The sequence below is a fragment of the Sporotomaculum syntrophicum genome (assembly GCF_009932395.1).
In the GTDB taxonomy this organism is placed as follows: Bacteria; Bacillota; Desulfotomaculia; order Desulfotomaculales; family Desulfallaceae; genus Sporotomaculum; species Sporotomaculum syntrophicum.
On record NZ_LSRS01000001.1, the window covers coordinates 1 to 1915 of the forward strand.

The 1915-nt window shown below is 39.8% G+C and carries 3 protein-coding genes; 2 read left to right on the plus strand and 1 reads right to left on the minus strand.

Features of this window, described 5'->3' with window-relative positions:
• Position 1: 1 nt before the first annotated feature.
• A complete protein-coding gene (locus tag SPSYN_RS16130; RefSeq protein WP_279279202.1) occupies positions 2 to 127 on the minus strand; it encodes a hypothetical protein in 126 nt (41 codons plus the stop codon).
• 726 nt (positions 128 to 853) lie between these two features.
• On the opposite strand from SPSYN_RS16130, the gene SPSYN_RS00005 reads away from it, so the two are divergent.
• Together SPSYN_RS00005 and SPSYN_RS00010 are read left to right on the plus strand one after the other, a co-directional pair.
• The gene (locus SPSYN_RS00005; RefSeq protein WP_243152849.1) at positions 854 to 1123 is read left to right on the plus strand and encodes a HEPN domain-containing protein; all 270 of its coding nucleotides are present in this window, start codon (positions 854 to 856) and stop codon (positions 1121 to 1123) included.
• Between the two features lie 283 nt (positions 1124 to 1406).
• On the plus strand, positions 1407 to 1915 hold a 509-nt coding region (locus SPSYN_RS00010; RefSeq protein ID WP_161820467.1), incomplete at its 3' end, for a transposase.

The window sequence follows — 1915 nt, forward strand, 5'->3', positions numbered from 1 at the left end:
GTCAGATGTTGCCTTCTGCACGGTCCACTGCATCGGCCTTCCCATTGGGGTGATTTCGGGGCTCAATCGATTCAGCTTTCGCTTCCAGCCTGCTAGTTTGCTGTCTACGCTTAGAGACGCGGATCACCCCGCGCCTCCCAAGACTCGCTATAGGTAGTTGGCTAAACTTTTCCTAGTGGGGTTCGCACCCACTATATGACACGCCCTTTGCTTGGCGCACGAACCGTCCCCTTGTGTCTACGCACTCCTGCTCCAGGCGGACGCCTTTTTACAGCATGTATTGGATCACCGGGTAACTTGCCGCCCCAGTACCTGCCCTCTCTTCGCTAATAAAAAATACCCTGAACAAGAACCTATTTGACCTCAAACTCTTTGTTCTAAATCAACCGGTAAATTTCATGATGATTCAGATATTGACGTACTTTTGGTTGTAAGACATAGAGACGAAGAAGTTATGAACTCATTTAGTGGTATTTTGTACGGATATAGAGTTAAAATACGCTTCTAAAATTTCCCCGGTTACTGACAACTGCAAAGTTTCTTAAGAATCAGCAGCATCAAACCCTATTTTATCACGGGTATCACGAGACGGAGTGACCCTATGATTGAAAGGAGCTTAGGTCTGGCCCAATACCGATTGTTAATTACCTAATTATTCTTTTATAGCAACAATTTTCCTATGTTTACAGGTACTTTCTGGATAGAAGTTACTTTAAAAATAAGTCCATTATGGAATAACCTCGAGCTTATTAATGAGTAATTGACAAATGCAATAGTCTTGTTATTTTAAATTAAATAGTGGTAAAATATTGAAGGTGGTTTTGTTAACGTTTAAAGGGATGTGTGATTAATTTTGAAAGCACAATCTTCTGTATGGCTAGAAATAGCAACCGATGATTTAGATGCTGTAGAGCACTGCTTTAGCGGCAAGAATTATCTTTGGGCTTTGTTTATGTGCCAGCAAAGCGTGGAAAAATGCATAAAAGCTTTATACTTTGAAAAGATCGGGGAAACTCCTCCCAGAAAACACGACTTAATATCCTTAGCCGGTACTGCTAATATCCTTAATGAATTAGATGATAACTCAAGATCTATTACGCCGCCTTTCAATATACTACATTGAGACAAGGTACCCAGATAAAAGAAAAGATCTTGTATAAAAATGCACACATGAAAATACGGGAGAATTACTAGCAGTAACAAAGGTGGTCATTGAATGGCTAAAAAACAAGTTGAGATAATAGTAAAAGAACTCAAATTTCGCACCATAAAAAATACCGTTAAGCCATATAAAATCAGGCTTATCACAGATAAAAAAGCACTATAGACACAAAAAGTGCATCCTCGTTTGGTAAAATGTTAAGTGACCAAACAAAACATGTCAAACGGAAAGGATGCACAAGTAAATGTTACACCAAATTGATCCGTCTGAAAAGGTTTTATCTCAAGTAGCAAAGCTATTCAAAGCGTTAAAGATCAATCAACTACTTCATGCTGCCAATATCCGCAAAGCAAGCGGTATAAGTACTCAACAAATTTTTGAGTTCATCTTTCTACTGGTTTTTCACGGTAAGAAAATGAACAATTTCCTTGCCAGCAAACGTGGTCAGGATTTACCTGGCAAAGATGCATATTATCGTTTTCTTAATAATCCTAAATACTCGTGGCGAAAGTTCTTGTTGCAGCTTGCCCTTAAGGTTACCGATGCATTTAACCTTCTTACCTCTGACAAAAGAGTTCGGGTATTTATTCTTGATGATTCAATACTTTCAAGACCCAGAAGCAAGCAAGCCGAGCTTCTAGCCCGTGTTTTTGATCATACAAGCCGTCAGTTTATAAAGGGATACACCCTTCTGACACTGGGCTGGTCTGACGGATACAGCTTCGTTCCTGTGGATTTTGCCATGCTCAGCTC